This is a genomic window from Reichenbachiella agarivorans, assembly GCF_025502585.1.
Lineage (GTDB): Bacteria > Bacteroidota > Bacteroidia > Cytophagales > Cyclobacteriaceae > Reichenbachiella > Reichenbachiella agarivorans.
Map to the genome: position 1 here is coordinate 658,811 of NZ_CP106679.1, position 17,108 is coordinate 675,918.

Annotated in this window: 16 protein-coding genes; 3 read left to right on the forward strand and 13 right to left on the reverse strand. The window is 43.6% G+C overall.

From position 1 onward, the window contains the following. Positions 1 to 15 precede the first annotated feature (15 nt). On the reverse strand, positions 16 to 492 hold the full coding sequence (locus N6H18_RS02625) for an NADH-quinone oxidoreductase subunit A (RefSeq protein ID WP_262310285.1): 477 nt from the start codon (positions 490 to 492) through the stop codon (positions 16 to 18). 398 nt (positions 493 to 890) lie between these two features. After that, on the reverse strand, positions 891 to 3,107 hold the full coding sequence (locus tag N6H18_RS02630; protein ID WP_262310286.1) for an NADP-dependent isocitrate dehydrogenase: 2,217 nt from the start codon (positions 3,105 to 3,107) through the stop codon (positions 891 to 893). A gap of 402 nt (positions 3,108 to 3,509) precedes the next feature. Between N6H18_RS02630 and N6H18_RS02635 the strand changes: the two genes are divergently transcribed. Continuing rightward, on the forward strand, positions 3,510 to 5,558 hold the full coding sequence (locus tag N6H18_RS02635) for a sensor histidine kinase (protein ID WP_262310287.1): 2,049 nt from the start codon (positions 3,510 to 3,512) through the stop codon (positions 5,556 to 5,558). Between the two features lie 134 nt (positions 5,559 to 5,692). On the opposite strand, the gene rocD is transcribed toward N6H18_RS02635, so the two are convergent. Continuing rightward, positions 5,693 to 6,928 carry an ornithine--oxo-acid transaminase gene (gene rocD, locus N6H18_RS02640; protein WP_262311574.1) on the reverse strand — a complete coding sequence of 412 codons (1,236 nt, stop codon included), beginning with the start codon at positions 6,926 to 6,928 and terminating at the stop codon, positions 5,693 to 5,695. Positions 6,929 to 7,045: 117 nt separating this feature from the next. On the opposite strand from rocD, the gene N6H18_RS02645 reads away from it, so the two are divergent. Next, complete coding sequence (locus N6H18_RS02645) at positions 7,046 to 7,189, forward strand: DUF5522 domain-containing protein (RefSeq protein ID WP_262311575.1); 144 nt, start codon at positions 7,046 to 7,048, stop codon at positions 7,187 to 7,189. 203 nt (positions 7,190 to 7,392) lie between these two features. Here N6H18_RS02645 and N6H18_RS02650 read toward each other — a convergent pair whose 3' ends face one another. The 5 genes from N6H18_RS02650 to N6H18_RS02670 form a co-directional block, all read right to left on the reverse strand. Next, the gene (locus N6H18_RS02650; RefSeq protein WP_262310288.1) at positions 7,393 to 7,545 is read right to left on the reverse strand and encodes a hypothetical protein; all 153 of its coding nucleotides are present in this window, start codon (positions 7,543 to 7,545) and stop codon (positions 7,393 to 7,395) included. Between the two features lie 15 nt (positions 7,546 to 7,560). Further along, positions 7,561 to 8,001: a DUF6934 family protein gene (locus tag N6H18_RS02655; RefSeq protein ID WP_262310289.1), complete on the reverse strand. Its 441-nt coding sequence runs from the start codon at positions 7,999 to 8,001 to the stop codon at positions 7,561 to 7,563. A gap of 140 nt (positions 8,002 to 8,141) precedes the next feature. Further along, positions 8,142 to 10,397 carry an ATP-dependent helicase gene (locus tag N6H18_RS02660; RefSeq protein ID WP_262310290.1) on the reverse strand — a complete coding sequence of 752 codons (2,256 nt, stop codon included), beginning with the start codon at positions 10,395 to 10,397 and terminating at the stop codon, positions 8,142 to 8,144. Further along, the gene (locus N6H18_RS02665; RefSeq protein WP_262310291.1) at positions 10,398 to 10,964 is read right to left on the reverse strand and encodes a DUF3109 family protein; all 567 of its coding nucleotides are present in this window, start codon (positions 10,962 to 10,964) and stop codon (positions 10,398 to 10,400) included. It lies immediately after the preceding gene. Between the two features lie 42 nt (positions 10,965 to 11,006). Next, positions 11,007 to 11,423 carry a response regulator gene (locus N6H18_RS02670; protein WP_262310292.1) on the reverse strand — a complete coding sequence of 139 codons (417 nt, stop codon included), beginning with the start codon at positions 11,421 to 11,423 and terminating at the stop codon, positions 11,007 to 11,009. A 159-nt stretch (positions 11,424 to 11,582) separates the two neighbouring features. On the opposite strand from N6H18_RS02670, the gene N6H18_RS02675 reads away from it, so the two are divergent. Beyond that, positions 11,583 to 12,095, forward strand: a complete 513-nt coding sequence (locus tag N6H18_RS02675; protein WP_262310293.1) for a DUF2911 domain-containing protein — start codon at positions 11,583 to 11,585, stop codon at positions 12,093 to 12,095. Positions 12,096 to 12,294: 199 nt separating this feature from the next. On the opposite strand, the gene N6H18_RS02680 is transcribed toward N6H18_RS02675, so the two are convergent. From N6H18_RS02680 to ispG, 5 genes are all read right to left on the reverse strand, one after another. After that, positions 12,295 to 13,548, reverse strand: a complete 1,254-nt coding sequence (locus tag N6H18_RS02680) for a replication-associated recombination protein A (protein ID WP_262311576.1) — start codon at positions 13,546 to 13,548, stop codon at positions 12,295 to 12,297. Positions 13,549 to 13,717: 169 nt separating this feature from the next. Then, positions 13,718 to 14,443, reverse strand: coding sequence for a hypothetical protein (locus N6H18_RS02685; RefSeq protein WP_262310294.1), 726 nt, complete (start codon positions 14,441 to 14,443; stop codon positions 13,718 to 13,720). Positions 14,444 to 14,613: 170 nt separating this feature from the next. Beyond that, positions 14,614 to 14,967, reverse strand: a complete 354-nt coding sequence (locus N6H18_RS02690; protein ID WP_262310295.1) for an MmcQ/YjbR family DNA-binding protein — start codon at positions 14,965 to 14,967, stop codon at positions 14,614 to 14,616. Position 14,968: 1 nt separating this feature from the next. Beyond that, positions 14,969 to 15,169, reverse strand: a complete 201-nt coding sequence (locus N6H18_RS02695; protein ID WP_262310296.1) for a DUF6728 family protein — start codon at positions 15,167 to 15,169, stop codon at positions 14,969 to 14,971. Further along, positions 15,166 to 17,100, reverse strand: coding sequence for a (E)-4-hydroxy-3-methylbut-2-enyl-diphosphate synthase (ispG, locus tag N6H18_RS02700; RefSeq protein WP_262310297.1), 1,935 nt, complete (start codon positions 17,098 to 17,100; stop codon positions 15,166 to 15,168). The genes N6H18_RS02695 and ispG overlap by 4 nt, the downstream gene beginning before the upstream one ends. Between the last annotated feature and the right edge of the window lie 8 nt (positions 17,101 to 17,108).

Sequence of the window (17,108 nt, forward strand, 5' to 3'; positions counted from 1 at the left end):
AAAAAAACTAGACCCTTATGATGCTTTGCTGTACTTGTCATTTAGTTGATCGTAAAGGCTGTCGGGAACGGCACTTTCGAGTTCTAGGGTTTTTACTTCTGGTTTTTCCCATTCGAGGAAACCTTTGGCCCAGACATACGCCAGTCCAAATGCCAAAACCAAGATAAACAAAGACATCTCTACAAAGGCCAAGATACTCCACTTGCCATCCGTCAGGGCATTCAATCCCTCATCGCCGAAGACAATTGCCCATGGAAACAAAAACAAAAGCTCGGTTTCAAACAGAACGAAAACCAAAGCAATGACATAGAAACGGATGTTAAACTTGCCCCATGCGGTTCCTGTTGGATCCTCACCACATTCGTAAGTCGTGAGTTTCTCCTCATTGGGACGCCTAGGCCTCAGCAACCAACTAGCAGCCAATGAACCAAATATGGCTACAAACCCGCCTACAGCGAAGAGAAGTATGATTTGATAGTTGCTCAGTTCCATGTTTTGTTCTATTGGAGATGAAAATAGATTTTAATATGATTTAATATGGAAGTTTCTTTCACTTTCGAAAATTTCTAACATACTCTATCCTTTCGCCCTCAAGCCTGACTGGCTCGTACTTTTGCTTGATCAAAAGTACGCAAAAATCAAGGGCTGTGAATAAAATTGCTAAAATCTGATTGTCTTGCGGGAAAATTATAAACTCCTCACTCGTACCTCGCTCGTCAAACAGTATAATTTTCTGATCCGCAAACCACTCAAATTTCTTTACGCATTTTCTTCAAGGCCCGTCCTTCAAATTATGCGCTTACCTTTCACATAATTTCATAAAATCTTTAAATAGAACCAAGAACCAAGAAAATGTTGTTTCCTGACTCTTGGTTCTTAGCTCTTGATTCTTACAATGCCGCTAAAGCAGCGTTCAAAGTAGCACTTGGTCTCATGGCCTTAGACGCCAAATCCACGTTTGGCATGTAATAGCCACCGATGTCTTCTGGTTTGCCTTGCGCTCCAATCAACTCAGCATTGATTTTGTCTTCACTTTCGGTCAAGACCTTGGCCAAGTTGGCAAATTTTGCTTTCAACTCAGCGTCTTTGCTTTGTGCGGCCAATTCCTGTGCCCAGTACATCGCTAGGTAAAAATGTGAGCCTCTGTTGTCAATCTGACCTACTTTACGTGCAGGTGATTTGTCTTCATCCAAGAATTTAGCAGTAGCTGCATCCAAGGTATCTGCCAAAACTTTCGCTTTTGGATTGTCAAATGTCTCTGACAAGTGCTCCAACGAAACCGCCAATGCCAAGAACTCTCCCAAAGAATCCCAACGCAAATAACCTTCTTCTTCGAACTGCTGTACGTGCTTAGGTGCTGATCCGCCAGCTCCTGTTTCGAACAAGCCTCCACCATTCATCAACGGAACGATAGACAACATTTTCGCACTCGTCCCTAATTCCAAGATGGGGAAAAGGTCAGTTAAGTAATCTCTCAGTACGTTTCCTGTCACAGAAACAACATCTTTTCCTTCGATCACTTTTGCCAAAGTGAACTCAGTAGCCGCTACTGGGTTTTTGATCAAAATCTCTAAGCCTTTGGTATCATAATCTTTCAAGTAGGTATTTACCTTTTTGATCAGTTCTCTATCGTGTGCTCTGTTCTCATCCAACCAGAATACAGTCGCATCACCTGTTGCTTTTGCTCTGTTTACAGCCAATTTCACCCAATCCTGAATAGGAGCATCCTTCACCTGACACATTCTGAAGATGTCTCCAGCCTCTACTGGCTGCTCCATCAATACCGTGCCTGACTGATCTGTTACCTTGACAGAACCGGCAGCTTTCATTTGGAAGGTCTTGTCATGCGAGCCGTACTCTTCAGCTTTTTGTGCCATCAACCCTACGTTGGACACAGAACCCATGGTAGAGGGATCAAACGCGCCATTTTTCTTGCAAAAATCAATCGTCGCTTGGTAGACACCTGCATAACTTCTATCTGGAATCAATGCAACTGTGTCTTGTGACTTACCTGCTTTGTTCCACATCTGACCAGACGTACGGATCATAGCTGGCATAGATGCATCCACGATCACATCTGAAGGTACGTGTAGGTTCGTGATTCCTTTGTCAGAATTGACCATAGCCAAATCTGGGCTATTTGTGTACACTGCTTCGATCGCAGCTTCTACTTCCGCTTGCTTGGCATGGCCGGCGATTTTCGCATAGACGTCACCCAGACCGTTGGTAGCTGTGACTCCCAACTCTGCAAATAGGTCGGCATACTTCTCAAACACGTCTTTGTAAAACACTTCTACAACAGCACCAAAGATAATCGGGTCAGAAACCTTCATCATGGTGGCTTTGAGGTGAAGAGAGAACAACACACCGTCCTTTTTAGCAGCTGCTATTTCAGCAGCGACAAACTTTTTCAATTCTGCGATACTCATCACTGCTGTATCGATGATTTCGCCTGCTTTCAATGGAGTAGATGCCTTCAAGACCTCTGTAGCTCCATCTGTAGCAACAAACTCAATCTTCACATCGGTTGGCTCTGCGATGGTTACTGATTTTTCACTCCCGTAAAAATCTCCAGAAGCCATGCTAGCGACATGTGATTTAGAGTCTGCAGTCCATGCTCCCATGCTGTGTGGGTGCTTCTTTGCATAATTTTTTACCGCTTTGGGTGCTCTTCTGTCAGAGTTACCTTCCCTCAAGACTGGATTCACTGCACTACCCAATACTTTGGCATACTTGGCTTTGATTTCTTTTTCTTCAGCAGTCTTAGGGTCTGCTGGATAGTTCGGCAACTTGTATCCCTGTGCTTGCAATTCTTTGATAGCCGCTTGGAGCTGTGGGATGGATGCAGATACGTTGGGCAACTTGATGATGTTAGCCTCTGGCTGCTTGGCCAAATCACCGAGTTCTGCCAGTGCATCCCCTATTTTTTGATCATCTGTGAGGTAGTCAGATAAATTGGCGATAATTCTGCCTGCCAATGAAATGTCTCTGGTCTCAACCTCCACGCCAGCCGCTGATGTAAACGCAGCAACAATGGGTAAAAATGAATAGGTAGCCAAAGCTGGCGCTTCGTCCGTTTTGGTGTAAATGATCTTTGATTTTGTCATGTTTTTATAACTACTTGATGAGCAATGCACGATTGCTATGTACTGAATATATAATCAATTAAACTAGTGGGGGATCAGAAGTACAGAACCAATCAACTGTTGCACTCCGAACACCGCTACAAAATAATGAGCGAATTTAGTAAATCTTAGCGTAAAGCGATATTGATTAAATGGATTATGAATAATCCAGCTACAATAATGAACATATCGCAACAAAGCCTTGAGAAACTTATAAATCCTATAATTTCAATCGCAAATTTAGTCCTCTACCTCTTTCCGTGGTTCACATTTTTCATTAAACCCTATGCAATTTTCACAAAGTGATTGGTAAATAAAATACCAATGCGTATATTCAAAAATCCATTCCTGTATTTGCTATCCACAACACACTAGCCAAACATCATGTTGATTGATATTTGGTCTGACAAAATTACTGGTAAATTAAGCATGCTCAACAACCCAAAAACCAACACAGTGCACAAAAAAGAAGGGTTCAACCTATCTTATAGCTCTCTCCTGATAGGCTGTATCATCTCTCTTGGTTTGCTGATTCTGTTCGAAACCATGATGTATTATCGCCATGCGGAGATGGACAAAAATCAAGACTTGGAAGCCGTATCCTTTGGTAGTGAATTAATCCCTAGAATTGACCGTGAGCTCAACAAATTGATCTATCTCTCCTCAGGTTTGGAAGCCTATCTCAAAGTGTATCACAATGAAATAGAATCAGACAAGATCGAACAGGTTATGGAAGAGATCACCTACGAATCCAAATTCATCAAAAGTATAGGTCTGTCGATCGGTACCGTCATCCAATATGTAGCCCCATACGAAGGCAACCAAAAGGCCATAGGCTTGGACTACAGACTCAATGCAGAACAATGGCCCGATGTGAAACAACTGATAGAAACAAGACAGGCGATTTTATCTGGCCCTGTCAATTTGGTACAGGGCGGTAGGTCTTTCATCTATCGCACTCCCATTTTTGTACAAGACAAATTATTTGGCATCCTGTCCACTGTAGTAGATATCGACCCATTCTTTGAAACGGCTCTCATGGAACTAACCGACAGAGGTTATAAGGTTTCCATCAGACAAACATGGCAGGACAGTGTCTTACTTTATGGCAAGTCAGAACTCTTTGCTAGCGAACATGCTGTCAAATTGAACTCTGAAATATTGAATCAAAAATGGGAGTATGCCATTGCCTCCACGAGAATTGACTCTCGTGTTTCTCTCATGGGTTATTTGCATCTATTTGGAAGGTGCTGCTGGCTAATTGTATCTATGATCATCATCTATGCCCTACAAATCACCAAAACCAACATCACCAGCAAGCGGAAATATGATATATTGGCCAAGAACATCTCCGATTTCATCTGGATACACAACTCCACCAAGGGGTATTTCACCTACATGAGTCCTTCACAGAACTTCTATTCAGGCTATAGCAGTGAAGAACTCCGAGATAAAAAATTGGGAGAAACATTGACCCGTGACTCACAGGTCATTTTGCACAATCGTATAGAGGAGGCACGTAAGGAAATAGAAAAAACAGGTCAGAGTGATGGCTTTTTTCTGGAACTAGAACAGAATCACAAGGATGGACATACAATATGGATAGAAATATCTGCGAAGGTGAGAAAAAACAGCCAAGCTGAAATTGAAATACTCGGTATCAGTCGCAATGTGGACGACCGAAAAAGAGCCCAGATAGAACTCCATGACAGTGAGAAACAACTCATCGAACTAAATGCTACCAAAGACAGGTTTTTCTCCATCATCGCCCATGACCTGAAGAGTCCATTTATATCCCTGACGAGCATGCTGGATCTGATGCTGGGCAGTTTTGACCAGATCAGCCACGAAGAAAAAATCAAATACCTCAGCATGTGTCGTGATAGCACGGTCAACACAGCAAAACTCCTCGAAAACCTGCTCACCTGGGCCAGGTCACAATCAGGAGACCTAAATTTCAAACCCGTGCAAGTCAAGCTCTCTGACAGTATCTCCAAAACATTGGGAATATTTGAAATCACTGCCAGCAACAAGGAACAAAAAATAGTTTTTGAGAAGACAGATCAGTACAGCGTCTTTGCGGACAAATTTATGCTAGAAACCATCCTACGAAACCTCATATCTAACGCTCTCAAATTCACGCCTAGAGGTGGCAGAATCACCATTGACTGTACGGCCAAAGAAGATTACGTCACTGTATCGATCATTGATACAGGGGTAGGGATGTCTAGTGAAGCCATGGACAACCTATTTGTAATAACCAAAAAGACAAGTACCCCTGGTACAGAAAATGAAAAAGGAACGGGATTGGGTCTACTTCTTTGTAAGGAATTGGTTGAAAAAAATGGGGGTAACCTGAGCGTACAGAGTACCCAAGGTCAGGGTAGCATGTTCAGCTTTACTGTTCCTTTGGCAGTGGATTGGGAAGGTTGAAGGTGAGAAAGTGAAAAAAATTGAAAAGCTGAGATTTCTTCTTAAACAATCCAAACCCAATTTTAACATTTCGTACGGACCGACTTCAACGAACAGATACAAAAAAAGGACTACTCTCGTAGTCCTTTCAATTATTACTTTTTGAATGCTTTGATTGTGTCAATGATGATATCACAACACTCGTGCAGTTGCTCCTCTGTCATCACCAACGGCGGTGCAAATCGGATGATGTTGCCGTGGGTTGGCTTGGCGAGCAAACCATTCTCCTTCAATGCCACACAAATATCCCATGCGGTAGAGCTGTCCTCAGAATCGTTGATCACGATGGCGTTCAACAATCCCTTTCCTCTCACCAAAGAGACCACCTCGGTCGTCGCGATGAACTGATTGATTCGCTCTCTGAAGATCACACCCAATCGCTCTGCGTTCTCAGCTAGTTTCTCATCCTTGATCACATCCAGAGCAGCCATTGCTACCTTGGCAGCCAATGGATTCCCTCCGAAAGTAGACCCATGCTGGCCTGGTTTGATCACGTGCATGATGTCATCATTCGCCAATACAACTGATACGGGATACACCCCTCCAGAAATCGCCTTGCCCAAGATCAACACGTCTGGTTTCACTCCCTCGTGATCACAAGCCAATAGTTTACCCGTTCTGGCGATGCCTGTCTGTACTTCATCAGCTACGAAGAGCACACCCGCAGCTTTGCATGCTGCGCTAGCTGCTTTCAAGAATCCTTCTTGTGGCACGTACACGCCTGCTTCGCCTTGGATAGGCTCCATCAATAGACCTGCTACATTTTTATCCTTCAACGCTTCCTTCAATGCATCAATATCATTGTATGGAATCTTGACAAACCCAGCTGTGTAGGGACCAAAATTCTTCTGAGCATCTGGATCGTTGGAGAACGAAATGATGGTCGTTGTACGTCCATGAAAGTTATTTTCACACACGATGATTTTGGCTTCATTCTCTGGAATACCTTTCACCTCATAGGCCCACTTACGGGTCAGTTTGATAGCCGTCTCCACAGCTTCCGCACCTGTATTCATAGGTAGCACTTTGTCAAAACCGAAGTATTCCGTGATATATTTTTCATATTCCCCCAAAGCATCGTTGTAAAACGCACGAGAGGTCAACGTCAATTTTTGTGCTTGTTCGGTAAGTGCGCCCACGATTTTGGGATGACAATGACCTTGATTGACCGCCGAGTAGGCTGACAGAAAGTCAAAATACCTCTCGCCTTCTACATCCCAAACATACACTCCTTCGCCTTTGGACAACACTACCGGTAGCGGATGATAATTATGCGCACCGTATTTGTCTTCCAAGTCTATCGCCTGTTCACTTGTCATTTCTCTTACCATGATTCTATATTTATTCACAAAAAAGAGTTCTTCATCAGAACTCCATTAGATTAGCTCAAAATTACGAAAAGGAAATCTAATTATCATCCATTGCCAGACAAAGAACCTTCCAACAAAATCTCTCCCTTAGAGCCAGAGAACTCCTATTTCAACGAGGCGGGATTCATGGTCTTCACCGAGACCTATCATCGCAAGCGTGGCTACTGCTGCAAAAATGGCTGCAAACATTGCCCCTATGGATTCAAGAAACAAGATGGATAAAACCAAGAGGCAAGACAATGGCATTTATGATCTATGAATCCCAGTTTATACTTGCGCAACATGGGAGTCGACCTTGCGCAACATCAGAGCTGAGGTAACGGTTAATCTGCATCAAGCCTATAAAGACTTAAAAACCTTGTAGGAGGATGATTGGGTTCGGCAGGCTCATAAGGGCATTGTTGCCTACACCATATTGGATGCGTTTACTTGGTTAGTTGAGGTAGGCCTGTTTTCTTAAGCATCTCGTTTGCCTTGGCTACCTTTTCTGGGAATAAGACCTCAGAAGCCAAAGAATCCAAGTTCTTGTTGATTCTTACTACAGGTACATTCTTCTTTAGGATCTTCTTTTCGTTCATGTTACAAAGTTAAGGTTATTTTCTATAGACTAAAAAACCAAGATAGTCTCGGTCCTTTTCAAATTTCTCCCAGCCTTTATCGAGTTCTCCGTACACATGAAAGTGCTCCGATATTTCCTCTATATACTTGGTTATTCCGATGCGGTATAATCGTGTTCTGCTTTCTGTACTTCCGGTAGCATAAATGTTGGCCACTGGATGTTGATCCGTAAAGGCATAAACAGTGCTAACAACTGTGGCTAGAATTTTTTCACTATCTCCGTTGTTTGAAATTGTCAGATCGTTGATTTCACCAGTTTGACCGTTCTTATCTCCAAATGCTAGATTGTATACGTTCTTAAGATTTGTTGGAGAGTACTGAACTAGTTTAACTATCCGCCCATTCGGCCCTTCGCTGACAAATTCGAAGGTTGTGAGTTGAGAATCGGATGACAGGTTGTAGCGGGGTAATTTCATACACCAAATATAGTCGTGTATATGAGATTTTGAAATACCTCCCCCTTTGAGTCGGATAAGCATCTGACCCTTTAGAAAAAATATCTTGAATCTTGAATCTTGAATCTTGAATCTTGAATCTTGAATCTTGAATCTTGAATCTAAAGAATCCTCAATTTCGCAAAACTCAACAGCAGGGTCTTCTCTCCTGCTTTTTCAAAGTTGATGCTAGCCTTTTTGTTGGCGCCTTGGATTTCTATGCTAGTTACTTCACCAAACCCGAACTTGGGATGCTCCACCTTGTTTCCGACCTCCAATCGGGAGGTATTGCTCGGTTTGAAGTCTGGCGAGGGCTTGTGCACCACCGCTTGGTTGACGGGCTTGCGCACAGGCTGACTCACCTGATTGACGAAACTACGGGTGTAATCCGCAGCTGGTGAAGCAGGCGAACTGAACTTTTGATTGATTTTGATGAAATCTGTATCGATCTCGCTGAGGAATCTGCTCGGCTCGCAAGTTTTCAACCTGCCAAACCTGTATCGGGTCAGGGCATAACTCATGTAGAGCTTGGTCTCTGCACGGGTGATGGCTACATAAAACAAGCGTCGCTCCTCCTCCAGGTCCTGACGAGAACTGATCATCATCTGGGACGGAAACAAGTCCTCCTCCATCCCCACCACAAACACATTCTTAAACTCCAACCCTTTGGATGAGTGAATGGTCATCATCGTGACGTAGTCTTTGTCCTCGTCTTTGTCATTTTCTACATCGGTGAGCAGCGCGATCTCCTGCAAGAAAGCCGACATACTCTTGTCCTCATTTTCAGAGTTATCCACAAAATCCTTGATCCCATTGAGCAATTCCTGGACGTTTTCGTAGCGGTTGCGCCCTTCGATGGTTTTGTCATCGTAGAGCTCCTTGAGCAAGCCCGAGTTCTTGGCGATGTGAGAGGCCGCCTCAAAGGCATCTTTCTTCTCCACCGCCAGCTTGAAGCTCTTGATCAGTGTCACAAACTCCGTCACAGCAGTAGCTGCACGTCCACTCAATACGTGCTTGGCATTGTCCAGAGCTGTCCATAGATCGGCATTATTTTCAGCGGCAGCCACAACCAGTTTCTCCACCGAAGAATCTCCAATCCCACGCTTGGGTAGGTTGATAATCCTCCTCAGTGCCTGCTCGTCATTTTGGTTGACTGCAAAACGGATGTATCCCAGCACATCTTTGATCTCCTTGCGTTGGTAAAAAGATAGACCTCCGATGATTTTGTATTTGATGTTGTTTCGTCTGAGTGCTTCTTCTAGCGCTCTTGACTGGCTATTGGTCCGATAGAGGATCGCAAAATCAGAATTGTGGTAGTGATTTTGATTCTTGGATTCAAAAATCGCTGATGCGACCAGCTTACCCTCTTCGCTGTCCGAGGTGGCTTTGATCAGGTCGATCAACTCTCCCTCCCCGTTGTCTGTCCAGACGCTCTTGCGCAGCTGATTCTTGTTTTTTCCGATGATGGAGTTGGCAGCTCCCACGATGGTCTTGGACGATCGGTAGTTCTGCTCCAGCTTCACGACATTCAACTCTGGGTAGTCTTTTTCGAAGTTGAGGATGTTTTGGATATCAGCACCCCGAAAAGCATAAATACTTTGTGCATCATCACCCACCACACAGATGTTGCGACGTACTGCCGCCAGTTTTTTGGTGATCAGGTACTGAGAGATGTTAGTATCCTGAAACTCGTCGACCATCACGTATTTGAATCGCTGCTGGTACTTGTTGAGTACATCGATGTGGTCCCTGAAGAGCACGTTGGTATTGAACAGCAAATCATCAAAGTCCATGGCATCTGCTTTGAAGCAGCGTTGTACGTATTCTTTGTAGATTTTACCCATTTCGGGTTTCCCATTCTCTGTATCGTCTTGGAGGAAAATGGGGTTGTTCATGTATTCTTGCCACGACACCAATCGGTTTTTGGCAGAGGAGATTCGATTGAGTACGACATTGGGCTTGTACACCTTGTCGTCCAAACCGTAATATTTGATGATATTTTTGAGCAGGGACTTAGAATCGTCCGTGTCGTAGATCGTAAAGTGACTCGGATAGCCTAGCTTGTCCGCCTCCGCTCTGAGTATCCTAGAGAACACCGAGTGAAAGGTCCCCATCCAGAGGTTGCGTGCATTGCTCCCCACGACAGTCTCGATCCGCTCGCGCATTTCACGGGCAGCCTTGTTGGTAAATGTCAGCGACAGAATCGAAAATGGGTCAACATTGTGCTCCTTGATCAAATGCGCAATCCGATAAGTCAATACTCTGGTCTTGCCCGAACCAGCACCTGCGATGATCATCGTAGGGCCTTCTACCTTCAATACTGCCTCTTTTTGTGGGGGATTTAATTGATCTAAATACGCTTGATCCAAATTACTCATCTATTCCTGTCCTTGTATTTCTTCTTCTAATCTATCGTACCATTCGCTACCGTATTTTCTAATCAACGGTTCTTTGAGAAACTTGTACACGGGTACTTTGAGTTGCTCTCCGAGGTTGCATGCCGGCGCACATATCTCCCACTGGTCATAATTCAACGCATCGTAGTGGTCGTACTTAGTGATCCGAATAGGATACAAATGGCAAGATATAGGCTTCTGCCAAGTGATTTTTTTGTCCCGATATGCTTGATCGATAGCGCACTTGAGGATGTTTTTTTCGTCATATATCGCAAAGGCACACTCTCGGTCACCAATAGTTGTCGTCGAGTAATCGCCCTCTTCGTCTAGGATATAAGCTCCCTGATTCTCGATGGCTTCCAATCCTGCCGCAGACATATAGGGCTTGACTGCCTCGATCACTCCGTCTAGGATATCCAATTCTTCCTCTTCTAGTGGGGCACCCAAGTCTCCTTCTACACAACAAGCCCCCTTGCACTTGTTGAGGTCGCACACAAAATGCCGCTCTTTGAGGTCATCAGACAGGACGGCGTTATCCAATATTATCATCTCCTTAGTTTCGAATCAGCGTGAGACCTATGCTATTTTCAATCAGGCCTTCTTGGCCAAATATGTATCCACCTCGATCAGTATCTCTGACGTCAATGGTTTGGTAAACAATTTTTGCACTTCTCTGTATTGATCAGCCAATTCTGCGTCTTGGTAATATTGCGAAGAGGTCAATACAAAAAGCTTGATTTTTTCAGCATCTACTGCTGTCATCATTTTTCTATATTCTCGAATGAAATCCCAGCCACTGATCGTCGGCATATTGATATCCAACAGGATCACGTCAGGCAAATCATCAGGATTGTTTTTTACTTTGTCCTCCAGATAGGTCAACCCTCTGGTCGAACTAGTCAGTGATTCCACAATGGTCTCTGGATTGTAATCTTTGATAACCTTGGTACAAATCAGATTGTTAATTTCATCATCATCAATTATCAAAATCTTTACGGGCTTGCTCATTTAATACTTCGGGATAAATACTAATACGGATAGGTAATTTCTATAAATATTTTTAGAACCTCAAATATACATTATCGGTAATTTAGTATTGAACTTATTGTGTAAATCCAACCCAAAACATTTATTATTCGTCTAAGAACTATCACTAAATTGAAAATCATGCTTAAGAAATTCACCTTATACTCGTTTGCACTAGCCTTGGTATGTCTCCTGTCACAGTCTTCACTTTTTGCACAAGAGAAAGCTAGTCCACCTAGAACTGCCGAAGCAGAGGTCAATGGCAAGACCATCACCATCAACTACAGTAGTCCATCCAAAAAAGATCGTAAAATCTGGGATGGTCTAGTCAAATATGACAAAGTATGGCGCACAGGCGCCAATGAAGCTACCACTCTGGAGGTATCAGAAGATGTAAAAATCGGTGGCAAAAGTTTGAAAAAAGGCAAATACGCAATCTTCACGATCCCAAATGAAAACAGCTGGACGATCATCATCAACAGCAACCCAAACCAATGGGGTGCCTACAACTATGACAAAGAAATGGATGTGTTGAGGTTTGATGTCAAACCAAACAAAAACAAGTTGACAGAGATGTTTACAATATCTATCTCAGAAGCGGGTCTTGTGACCATGGCGTGGGATGAAGTCAAAGTGGAATTTACAATTCAGTGATTGTAGAGAATCAAGATGCACAAGAGCCAAGAAGCAAGACATCAAACGAACACTTGATTCTTGGCTCTTACTTTTTATAGACCCAAGGTTTGTGACACACAAACCTATTCTGATTGAACATGTCTCTCTATCCATAAAAGACTCAAGACAACAAACATTTTTTCTTAACTCTTAGCTCTTGCTTCTAAATATCTTCTCCCTAATATCCATACTTACTCTTCCACTGCGAGCGCAGTTTCTTCCTCATTTCTTCCTCTCGGGGATTGTTTCCCGGATTGTAGAGTGTCGTACCTTTGATTTCGCTGGGCAAGAATTCATGCTCTACGAAATTGCCTTTGTGATCGTGGGCATATTGATAGCCTTTCCCATAGCCCAAATCTTTCATCAAACTGGTAGGTGCGTTCCTGATATCTAAGGGGATGGACAAATCTCCTGTTTTTTGTACAAGCTGCTGTGCATGATTGATCGCCATGTAGGCTGCATTGCTCTTGGCAGAGCATGCCAGATAGGTCACGCATTGAGAGAGAATGATCCGTGCCTCTGGATAGCCGATGACATTCACCGCCTGAAAAGCATTGTTGGCAATCACCAGTGCGGTGGGGTTGGCATTGCCAATGTCTTCGGATGCCAAAATCAACAGTCTCCTTGCGATGAATTTGACATCCTCACCCCCCTCTATCATCCGCGCGAGGTAATAAACCGCCGCATTGGGATCACTGCCTCTGATGGATTTGATAAAAGCCGAAATGATGTCATAGTGCATCTCTCCGCTCTTGTCATAGATGGCAGCCTTCTTCTGTGCGATCTCAATGACCAAATCATTGGTGACTTTCTTCTCTTCCTCCGCAATGGACTCCACAACAATCTCCAGCAGGTTGAGTAATTTCCTACCATCGCCACCAGACAACCTGAGTAGGGCTTGTTCTTCCTCGATACTAATTTTTTGCTTGGATAAAACTTCGTCATGCTTCAAAGCCTTATCTATCAAGGCCAGCAGTTCGTCCTTTCCCAGGGCGTTCAAAGTATAGGTTTGACATCTCGACAAGAGAGCAGCATTGACTTCAAAGCTTGGATTTTCGGTAGTCGCACCTATCAAGGTGATTTGGCCTTTTTCCACAGCTGCGAGCAATGCATCCTGCTGCGACTTGTTGAAACGATGGATTTCGTCTATGAATAGAATGGACTTAGACCCGAACTTGGCTTTGGTGATCACTTCTCTGATATCCTTGACACCTGCATTGATGGCACTCAAAGCAAAAAATGGCATCTTGGCACTATTGGCAATGATGTTGGCGATCGTTGTCTTGCCGACACCCGGAGGACCCCATAGGATCATAGACGGCACTACACCCGACTGAACCGCCCGCTTCAAGATCCCTTTGAGGTGATCTTGACCCACGAGATCTTCTAGGACTACAGGTCTCAAACGCTCCGCCAATGGTGATTGATTCATCATAGAAATAGATTGAATAGGAGTTAAAAGTTACAAAGTTGAAAATTATAAGTCTGATCACCTTAGGCTCTAACACATCATCTACTTACGACCTACCCTTTGATTCACATCAATCAACTCCGACAGGAAATATAAAGGTTAAAAGAGAGATTGATGACATCAGATGGCACTACTCTTCTTCTGTATCGATGATTTCTTCTTCAGGTTCTTCCGAAATTTCTTCAGATTCGATGGCATTATTCAAAGTCTCGGTGTCTACTTCAGTCTCGTCGGTATCATCAGTTACCGTTTCATCCTTTTTCTTCTTGAATAAACCCCATTTTCCATTTCCAGATTCAGAGGTTGTGTCATTTTCCACCTGAGCCTCTGCTTTGGCTGCCAATTCCTCACGTGTAGGTCTGGTATCTATGAACAGCTCACCGTAGTATTTGTTGTAATATTCCTGTTCCTGGTTATACGGATTCTTGACATTGTAGCGGTACTTGTAGCGCACGACATCTGTTTTTTTGGCTGCCAACAATGGCGCTGCAGACAATGAGTCTACTCCTACTGTATCTTGATCCACGAAATCACTTGCCAAGAACTCTTCTTCAACCACATCATCGGCATACAATGGATCCTTTTTAGGCTCTCCCAGTACATTGACTTTTGGAGCGGTCATCAAGTCGTAGTTCTTTTTGAATAATGTAGATTTTTTATTGACCCCATACTTGCTTCTGTTGGAAGCTACGGCCATTTTGGGTGTACTGTCGTTCAAAAACATGGAATACCTAGCCATCCTCATGGAGTCATTGAGGATGTATGTGCTCTGAAATGCAGGGCATACGACATTGTCTTTGCATGAGCAAAAAACAACACACATCACGATCAATATAGGAAATAAGGCCTTCCTCACAAATTTTATTCAGTACACGGGTTTGGCTGGAATCAATAACACTAACCACCAAAATTGTACAATATTTCCCTATTTAAGCAATTTATGATCATATTAATGTAACCCCAAGCAAGTCTCCAAATGAAATATTCATATTCAGTCTCTGAATAATGCAAGGAGCATGCGAATGATTACAAATTGGCCAATTCCTCTTTGAGCCTTTTGGGAAGCTTGTCTACGATGAGCTGATAGGAATGATCTGTCATTTTAAGCACCTGTTGATCAGACGAATCCATATCAACAAAGACCGTATTCCAGTGTTTTTTGTTCATATGAAAACCCGGGCGAACGCTCTCATATTGATCGCGAAGCTCCACTGCCCATGCTGGATCACACTTCAGATTGATGGAAACGAAATTATCCACATTTGTCAGAGCAAAGACCTTTTCCATGACTTTGAAAACCAATGTAGATTCATCAAAAGGAAAGCTTTCGGTTACACCAGGTTTGGCCAAACAATAGTCTCTGAACTCTTCGATATTCATCTTAAAAGAAGACTTTTTTACTCACAAAATATATGATCGCCAACAAAAAAACGATGATGGAGAATTTGTTAATGAAATGCATCGCTTTCAAATTAAAATCTGGTTTGTTATCAGAATCTTTCTTCTTGAAATAGTAACCAAACACTTCACTCAAATCGAAAAATTCTTTCAATCCCCCTTTGCTCTTTTTTTGCTCAGTCATAGTTCCATGGTTTCTACTGTTTCTGGTTCTACCCAGTTCTCATCTTCTCTGATGATCTCTATCAATTCATCTACCGCCCTCTCGGATGGAACGGCTCTTTTGACCACCGTTTGTCCTCTGTAGAGGGTGATTTTTCCTTTGCCAGAGCCGACATATCCATAGTCCGCATCAGCCATCTCTCCAGGCCCATTGACGATGCAGCCCATGATACCAATTTTCACTCCTTTGAGATGATCTGTTCGCTTACGAATCTTAGCGGTAGTTTCTTGGAGGTCAAACAAAGTTCTGCCGCAGGAAGGACAAGATATATACTCTGTTTTGGTCATCCGAGTTCTCGCTGCTTGCAGTATTCCAAATGCCGTGTCGTTTTCTGCTTTTTTGTTACCGTGACCAGACAGCATCACACCATCACCCAATCCATCCACCAGCAATCCGCCAATATCCGTCGCTGATGCCAACTGAAACTCCGTATGATCAGTCTCGGTAATTTTTCTTTCTAGCACGACTGGCAAATCCACCTTTTGGATCATCAATTCAAAAATAAATCGACGCAAGGCTGCCATCGCATGGGCATTCTCTGTGTGGAGCAAAACGACCACCTTTTCTTTGTCAGAGAGTTGTTTTGCTGCGGACAAATCTGCTGCATCTACTCGTACAAATACTTCTTCACCCTTCCATTCTGACAATTGATCCAAGTTCAGCACGGGGTACTTGTTCTCTTTAGAGTCCAATTCCTTCCATGTAGCATAATCCAAGATTTCTCTCAAACCATTGGGTAACATGAATGGGACTGGATTGGCCCCAGAATAAATATAATCTGCACCAGTATCTCCCATTTTCCACTTGTCCAACTCTGGAAGATAATAGTGACCAATAGGTTTCAAATCTGACATTTGAGTGACAGGATTGGCAGCAAAATCCGCTACCACTCTCGGTACATTTTGATCTCCGAAATTAAGTACCTCTGTAGTTTTCCTTCTTTCGTAAGTGAAGGGATCAACAGGGGATTGCTCCAAAGATGCTATGACAGCATGACCTGATCTATTAGTATATCGGTTGATGAGAGATTGCGCTACGGGCGCTTCGAACTCTGGTTCCTCTGTCAATGAAACTCTTACCGTATCGCCCAATCCATCCTCTAACAAAGCTCCAATACCAACGGCAGATTTGATTCGGCCGTCTTCTCCATCACCTGCCTCTGTCACACCTAAATGCAAGGGGTATGGCTTCAAGCCTTCCTCATCCAGCTTGTGCACAAGCAAACGATACGCCTGCACCATCACGCGTGTATTGCTGGCCTTCATGGATAGCACTATGTCATGGTAATCTAAATCATCACAAATTCTGAGGAATTCCAGCGCAGACTCTACCATGCCTAGCGGCGTATCTCCAAACCGACTCAAAATCCTGTCCGACAAAGAACCGTGATTGGTTCCGATTCGCATTGCCGTGCCATGCTCCTTGCAGATCTCCACCAACGGTATAAATTTTTCGCGGATGCGTAACAATTCAGCCTCGTAGGATTCGTCCGTATATTCTATCTCTTCAAATTTCTTTTTGTCGGCATAGTTGCCAGGATTGACACGTACCTTTTCTACGATTCTTGCGGCCAATTCAGCTGCGTTGGGTGTAAAATGGATGTCCGCCACCAAAGGAACATCAATATTCTTGGCTCGCAATTCGTTTCGTATCAGCTCTAGGTTCTGCGCTTCCTTGATACTGGGCGCAGTGATCCTTACGTACTCACAACCAGAATCTACCATTCGGATGGTTTGCTCCACCGAACCCTGCGTATCCATGGTATCAACAGTGGTCATGGATTGAACACGGATAGGGTATTCAGCACCCAGAGGTACTTGACCAATATTCACTTTGATGGCTTGTCTCCGAGAATACTCGGTCAGCGAATTGCAATATTTTTTTGTGTCCAAAATCTTAC